Genomic DNA, 6,476 nt, shown 5'->3' on the forward strand with positions numbered 1-6,476 from the left:
GGCGTCGTCAGCTTTTATTGCTACTGCCGTCTTGGGTGTCAGCATCACTGCGCTATTCACGTCAGCGGCAGGAATTTAACCGCTGCAGAATGGAAAGTGCGACGTCCCTCCCTCAGGTGCGCCAGCTTCCGTGCGGGCGGCGCTCTGGCATGGTGCTGGGGTAGGTGAGACGTCGCTGTGAGGCCTGCGCCAGCCAGTTCGCCCACTGGCTGATGAAGGGGTCGAGGTTGTCGGCTTTAAGGGAAGTGAACGGCCATGCGACTTGTCGCAGGTGCGCACTGCTGATTGCGCTCCGGGCGTCCTGCTCGGGAGGGAGGGCAAAGGGCTCACGGGCGGGGCGGGGACGGCTCCTGCCCACTATCGGGTTCTGCATGAAGGCGGTTTCGAACCAGCGGAACTGCTCCTCTGCCTGGGCGTCGCAGTACCAGAGGGAGTGACTGCGCCCCTGGTAGCCACGGTGGTCCGCTGAAAATCGCAGTTGGATGAGTGCGTAGGCGACAACGTCAAAGGGCGCGGCGGGCATGTCTTCAAGTCGCCACAGCTCGGGATGGGCAAGAGCGGCGCGGGAGAAGTGCAGCTCCGCGTCCCCGAGCTTCAGAGTCCAGCCGCCGTCCCGTTCTCGGAAGTGGACGGCGGCCGGCGCGGCCTCGGCCAGCTCAGCCAGGAGGGACTCAGACAGTCGAGTCAGCAGGAAACGGGCACTGTCGAAGAGCTGCTCACGACGCACCGTCTCGGTGCGGTGGGCGGAGTAGCGCCGCTCGTCCTCTGCCTGCCGCGCAGTTGCGGCCCGGTTCGCCTCGGCCAGGGCCGCCAGCCCGCCGCAGGCGGCGTGGCACGCATCTTCTGCAGGCGGGCCACAATGTTGTCCGAGGTCGGCCGCGCCTGTGAGGCGATAAGCAGGCACTCCTCGATGAGCCCGGCCAGCTGGCTTGGACAGCCTGTCACGCGAGGGCGGGGTGCGTGCAGATGCTGATCACGGAAGTCGGGCCCGACGAAAGGCAGGGCGCCGGACAACAGTTGGTAGGCGATGACCCCCAGTGCGTATACGTCAGATGCGCTCGTCGCCCGTTCGAGTCTCCAGCGCTGCGGTGCGATGTACGGTACTGTGCCGGCCCCCTTCTAGGTATGCACCGCTGTGGTGGCGTCCGCAATGCGCGCCAGACCAAAGTCGGCCAGGCGCCATGTGCCCTCCAGCAAGAGGACGTTCTCCGGCTTGAGATCACGGTGCACAGTGTCACCGTCCAGGCTGCTAAGCGCGATCGACGGCCACGTCCAGCAACACCGTGATGGTCTCTTCGACGGACAACGAGCCGCCGGCGTCCGTGAGGTGCTGGGCCAGGGATCGGTCCGCACGAGGCATCACGATGGCCCACTGGCCCATGTGCTCACCGCTATCGAGCACGGGGATCACGTTTTGGGCACCCGGCCGGGGAAGGGACAGTTCGCGGTCCGCACCAGGACTCTGGGCAAACGGTTTCACTACGGCTGGCATCCCGTCATCCGCCTGAGCTTCGAAGACCTTTCTGAAGCCGCCCTCGTCCCCGAACTGAGCACCCAGAGTCCAGTCGCGCTTCAGCTGCACCTTGCCGCTATGCTGCCTCACTCTTCATACGGGTGGGCTGAGTTGGCCCTGCGCTTCATGATGCAGCAGAGGTCTGACAACGAGGTCTCTCGCCTAGCGCAAGACGCATCGCTTGCTGCAGGCAGAGCCGACGACGGCAAACGCTACCTGGGCGCAGCATTTGGGGTGGGGGGAGGGCGCGCGGCGACGGCACCGCCGGGCGGTGCGGGACCGCCGCTCCGCGGCGCCGCCGCACCTGGCCGCGTGCCCCGTCCAGGCGCTCCGCGCCGGTCGGGTGCGGGCGCTCCGCTCCCTCACGCGCTGCGGGCGGCGGCGGTTGGCCCCGGCCGCTCCGCGCCCGGTCCCGCGCTCCGCGCCGCCGACTCCCTTGCCGCTCCCGCGCAGAGCGCGGGAGCGGGCCCCGACGGCCCCGCCGCCGCGCGCCCTCCCCCCACCCCAAATGCCGTGTGACCTGCGGAAATTGATGCTCTAAGCCTGGCGTTTCCCGCCCCAGTGGGGGCGTAAACGCGGTAACCTTGTCTTGTTCGGGTTCGTGGCCGACCCCGACACCGAAGACCATCCGCACCTGCATGAAGGGGACACCTGTGTCCAAACTCTGCTTCCATCGCCGACGCGACTACCACTGCGACGGCGAAACCTGCCGCTACGCCAGCGAGTTGGAGCCGGGCGACAAGCTCGGCGTCCTGGACGGCGCTCTCATGGTCGTCCTGGATGCTCACCCCGCTGAGAGTGAGGAGGGCTGGATGTCCGTGCTGCTCGACGGCTCCCTGGACGGCCCCACCCTTATCGCCCACGACTCCATCCTCCCAGTGCGTCCGGCCGGGGGCCTGCGCCCCGACGAACTGCCCGCGCTCGACCCGAACATCGAGGTGCGGGTCAAGGTCGAGGTGACCGAAGAGGTCATCTACGAGGCGCACCTCACCCTTACCGTCCCGGCGTCCGCGACCGTCGACGACGCGGCCCTGCTGGCTCACCTCGGCGAGCACTGGTCGAACTACGAGCACGTGATCGAAGGCGGAACGGGCACCGTCAACGACCAGATGCTGACCGGCGCCCGGATCGTGCGGCAGGGCGTGACGGCATGAGTGCATCCAACCTGTTCGACGAGAACCGCGCCGCCCAGCTGGTCGACGCCATGCAGACCGCGCTGGACCAACTGCGCGAGCTCACCCAGGCGTGCGACGCTTTCGTCGGCACCTGGGTCGGCACGGGTCTGGCAAGCGAGCTGGTGCCGCACTACGACTGCACGCTCACCTGCGAAGAGGCCGAGACCCTCGCCGACTTGACCGGCGTCTACGGCTACGCGGACACGGCCGAAAACGTCCTCAGCGAGCACGCCGAGCACGACGAGTGCGGCGACACCCACCACCAGTGCCCCGACTGCACCAACGACGACCAGGCCGCCGCGCCCAAGGCCGTCACCAAGGCCTGACAGCGGCGCACCGAGCCGACCGGCACCGGCCGCCCGCAGCACCACGCCCGGGCGGCGCCGCCCGCCCCGGCCTCGCCCGAAAGGTCCCACGCATGCCGCAGTACGCCATCACCTGGACCATCGACGTGGACGACGCCGACGACCCGATCGACGTCGCGCGCCAAGCACTTGCCGTCCATCCCTACTACAAGCCCACCTCATGGGCCACGGTCGTCACCGTCACCGACGGCGCGGACGAGTACCTCGTCGACCTTGACCCCCACGGCATCGGCACCGAGCACGCCGCCCCGACGTGCACCACCCGCCCAAGCTCCGGCCCCTGAGGCACGGCCCCGGCCGCGACGCATCGCCCCCGCCGCGCCGCCTCGGGCGCGGCGGCGGGCGCGGAAGGTTCCGCATGGCCCTCTACGACCACCTCACCGCCCGGCCGCCTGAACAGCCGGCTGCCCGCGCCGCCGCCCACCGACCCGACAAACCCGTTTGAAACACCGCTGATTGGGAGCGGGGCGTGCAAGCATGAGGACGTCGGCCCGCTGGTCTCCCCCCGTAACCTGCGGGCCGACGCACGTCCGCAGCCAGACGCCCAGGCGCGCAGCACTGGGCGCACCGCCGCAGCCCGCCAGCAGGCCGCACAGGGCGCACCACGCCCCTTTCCCAGGCCCGGAGGGGGCGCAGCACGGCACGTGACGGACGGCCGGTGCAGCGCTCCGCGCCGCACCGGCCTGGCCGCGTGCCGACCGGCCGCTCCGCGCCCGCCCGGACCGAGCGCTCCGCGCCCTCACGCGCTTCGGACACCGGCTGACGCTCCCGGGCCGCTCCGCGCCCCGCACCGCTCGCTCCGCGCAGCCCGGACTCCTCGCCCACGGCGCAAAAGCGCCGAGGGGCCCCGACACGCCCCGCGCTGCGCCCCCTCCGGGCCTGGGACCTAGAAAAACACGCCGGGAGGGGAGGCGATAACCCATCCCTATGGGATCAAGTGCGGTACCCTTATCTCGATGGTTGGTCCTGTGGCCAGGACCCCAACACGAAGACCACCCACCCAAGTTCAGGGAGAACCATGCCCACCCACACCACCACAAGCTTCGCGCTGCTCATCCGCACCAACGGCGAGTTCCGCCTCCTCGACTGGCCCGCTAACGACAACGACCACCTGAAAATCCTCTACGCGGCATGCGACTGCGACCACATCGACGCCGTCCGCATCACCGAGTCCCTGACCATGTGGCTCGACGACGAAGGCCTGCTCAACGGCTCGATCGCCAACTACGGCGCAACCCGCCTCTACGCCCTCCACCGCCCGCCCCACCAGGCGTACTTCGGGCACGCCCTGTTCACCGGCGGCACCGACGCGCAGGGCAACACCCTCGGACTCACCCCGGACGAGGCCGCCCACCTCGTCGAGCAGTACCTCACCGCCGGACGCATCCCCGCCCAGCGCACCCGCAGCTAACCCACCCCACCGCCGGGGCGGCGCTGTGGCCGTGCCGCCCCGACCCCTTCGAAGACCCACCCCAGAAAGGGCCCCCATGACCCACCACGAGTACACCCCCGAACAGGCAGCGGCCGACGGCGTGTACGTCGCCCACCCGCTGACCCGCGCCCAGGCCATCGCACACGGCCTGTTCGTCGAGGCCCCACGCACCCTCAGCCACGAAGCCGGATTCCGCGTCCCCGTCGCCCTCACAAAGGCCGCCTGGGAAGACTGCGTGGCCTGGACCGACGCCGACGACCAGCAGCAGCACACCGTCCAGGACGAGACCGGCCGCCTCTGGGACGTCCTGCTCATGTCCCGCCTCGCCATCGCCCGCAGCAAAGGCATCCACGCCCACGTCACGCTGCACCGCATCAAGCGCGACGGCACCTCCCGCACGCCCCAACTCGCCCGCCTCGTCATCGAGATCGGGCCTGGCGACCAAGCCGAGCCGGTCATCACGATCATGCTCCCCTACGAGGGCTGACCGCCATGGACCCCAGGCAACTCACCTACACCTTCATCTGTGACTGGCTCAATTACATGACCCAGATCACCGACAACAAATTCGTTGTCGTCGCCGAGGGAACCACCTACGAGGAAGCCGTTGAGAACGCTGCAAAAGCCATTCTCGACTTCTTCCCCAACGTCGCCGAATACGCCACCCCAAAAACCCTGTGGGACCACGAACGCGGCGTCGTCCGCCTCACCGAGTTCTACGGAAACATCAGCGGCTACCTAGTCGACCGAGACACCTACGACTACATCCGAGCCTGACCCACACCGGATCACCCACACAGCGGGAGGCCCGCACAGGGCCTCCCGCCCCCTCCAGCCAAGCGGCCCGGCCACCACGACGCCGCCAGGCCCCTCTCCGCGCCGCGCCGGCGAGTTGAGCCGCCCTCAGGGCCCGCGCTCCTCCCCGCCCTACAGCGCGCGCTCAACACCCCCCTGAGGAAACAGTGATCCCGGTCAAGAGCACCCAAGAACAGCGCACCGACTACACCCGCGCGATCACGGAAAAGTGGCACACCGCCACAACCGACCAAAAGCGCCAGGGACGCGACTGGTACACCACGGCCCACAATCTAGCCGTAGAAATCGCGGGAGGAGACGCCAAGAAAGGGGCGGGCGTACTCGCCGCACTGTCCGCCAACAAATCATGGACCGAGAATTGCCGACTCGCCCGGAAAGCCTTCACCGAAGGAACCGCAGCCGGGGGACACGTCCGCGACGCACTTACCAAAGCGAACCGCATCATGGCAGGCACCGACCCGAGCGAAGTCCTCCCCATACACCTAAAAACCGGATACTTCTACCTCTGCATTGCGGACCCGGAAAACACAGAAGCAGTAGTGATCGACCGCCACGCGCACGATATCGCGGTGCGCGAGATCTACGGACAACGGGACCGAGGATTGGGCGCACTCGGACGGTACAACCTGCTCGCCGACTGCTACCGGAACGCCGCCCATGAAATCGGGGAGATTCCCAGCAAGGTGCAGGCAGTAACCTGGGTTTCCCACATCGAACGGGAATGAGGGACAACCCAAGAGCCGATATCCTGCCGCGCCTCCGGAGGTTTTCTGGGGTGCGGCAGGAGTCCATCATTCAGCCGAAGCCAGGAATGACACACCCACTGAAGGTGCCTGACGCACCGTACTGAAAGTGTGTGACGGAACGTCAAGTCTGGTCCTATTCGGGAGATTGGTGTTACGGTCTGAGTCGATAATTAAGCTGGCCACCAACTTTGACACACTGCAGTATTTCTGATGCCGTGTCAGGTACGACAGGCGCTCCACTTCGCCTCGCAGGTGCGCCGTTGCCGGATCGCGGAGCGATCAGGCTCCTGAACTGCGCGGAGCGCTGGTCAGGAGGGGCGGCGCGGAGCGGCGACCCCACCCCGCGCGGAGCGCGGGGCTTGTCCGGCGCTTGCGCCGGACCCGCCGCGTAGCGGCGGCGCGTCGTGTCTGCGGAGCAGACCGCGCGGC

At 68.2% G+C, this 6,476-nt stretch carries 9 protein-coding genes and 1 pseudogene; 7 read left to right on the forward strand and 3 right to left on the reverse strand.

The window, feature by feature from the left end:
• Positions 1–112 precede the first annotated feature (112 nt).
• The 3 genes and pseudogenes from ABD366_RS40070 to ABD366_RS40080 form a co-directional block, all read right to left on the reverse strand.
• Positions 113–904, reverse strand: a complete 792-nt coding sequence (locus ABD366_RS40070) for a hypothetical protein (protein WP_324775595.1) — start codon at positions 902–904, stop codon at positions 113–115.
• Positions 905–906: 2 nt separating this feature from the next.
• Positions 907–1,353 (reverse strand): annotated as a pseudogene (locus ABD366_RS40075) (protein kinase domain-containing protein); the annotation flags it as partial.
• Positions 1,250–1,582 (reverse strand): hypothetical protein, encoded by a 333-nt coding sequence (locus ABD366_RS40080; RefSeq protein WP_344443446.1) that lies wholly within the window; start codon positions 1,580–1,582, stop codon positions 1,250–1,252. The gene ABD366_RS40080 and the pseudogene ABD366_RS40075, both read right to left, overlap by 104 nt.
• Positions 1,583–2,166: 584 nt before the next feature.
• Here ABD366_RS40080 and ABD366_RS40085 point away from each other — a divergent pair.
• From ABD366_RS40085 to ABD366_RS40115, 7 genes are all read left to right on the forward strand, one after another.
• Entirely contained in the window at positions 2,167–2,667 is a 501-nt protein-coding gene (locus ABD366_RS40085) for a hypothetical protein (RefSeq protein WP_324771214.1), read from the forward strand.
• Entirely contained in the window at positions 2,664–3,014 is a 351-nt protein-coding gene (locus ABD366_RS40090) for a hypothetical protein (RefSeq protein ID WP_324771213.1), read from the forward strand. The genes ABD366_RS40085 and ABD366_RS40090 overlap by 4 nt, the downstream gene beginning before the upstream one ends.
• Positions 3,015–3,106: 92 nt before the next feature.
• A complete protein-coding gene (locus ABD366_RS40095) occupies positions 3,107–3,337 on the forward strand; it encodes a hypothetical protein (protein WP_324771212.1) in 231 nt (76 codons plus the stop codon).
• A 734-nt stretch (positions 3,338–4,071) separates the two neighbouring features.
• Positions 4,072–4,464 carry a DUF3846 domain-containing protein gene (locus ABD366_RS40100; RefSeq protein WP_324770792.1) on the forward strand — a complete coding sequence of 131 codons (393 nt, stop codon included), beginning with the start codon at positions 4,072–4,074 and terminating at the stop codon, positions 4,462–4,464.
• A 76-nt stretch (positions 4,465–4,540) separates the two neighbouring features.
• Positions 4,541–4,972, forward strand: a complete 432-nt coding sequence (locus ABD366_RS40105; RefSeq protein ID WP_324770793.1) for a DUF6573 family protein — start codon at positions 4,541–4,543, stop codon at positions 4,970–4,972.
• A gap of 5 nt (positions 4,973–4,977) precedes the next feature.
• Positions 4,978–5,262: a hypothetical protein gene (locus ABD366_RS40110; RefSeq protein ID WP_324770794.1), complete on the forward strand. Its 285-nt coding sequence runs from the start codon at positions 4,978–4,980 to the stop codon at positions 5,260–5,262.
• A gap of 185 nt (positions 5,263–5,447) precedes the next feature.
• Positions 5,448–6,026, forward strand: a complete 579-nt coding sequence (locus tag ABD366_RS40115) for a DUF7178 family protein (protein WP_324770795.1) — start codon at positions 5,448–5,450, stop codon at positions 6,024–6,026.
• The last annotated feature ends 450 nt before the right edge of the window (positions 6,027–6,476 follow it).

The sequence above is a fragment of the Streptomyces kunmingensis genome, from assembly GCF_039533535.1.
Lineage (GTDB): Bacteria > Actinomycetota > Actinomycetes > Streptomycetales > Streptomycetaceae > Streptomyces > Streptomyces kunmingensis.

Excerpts from the sequence above, each read along its gene's own strand:
- ABD366_RS40090 (WP_324771213.1), top strand. The coding sequence starts at position 2,664 with ATGAGTGCATCCAACCTGTTCGACGAGAACCGCGCCGCCCAGCTGGTC.
- ABD366_RS40095 (WP_324771212.1), top strand. The coding sequence starts at position 3,107 with ATGCCGCAGTACGCCATCACCTGGACCATCGACGTGGACGACGCCGAC.
- ABD366_RS40100 (WP_324770792.1), top strand. The coding sequence starts at position 4,072 with ATGCCCACCCACACCACCACAAGCTTCGCGCTGCTCATCCGCACCAAC.
- ABD366_RS40105 (WP_324770793.1), top strand. The coding sequence starts at position 4,541 with ATGACCCACCACGAGTACACCCCCGAACAGGCAGCGGCCGACGGCGTG.
- ABD366_RS40110 (WP_324770794.1), top strand. The coding sequence starts at position 4,978 with ATGGACCCCAGGCAACTCACCTACACCTTCATCTGTGACTGGCTCAAT.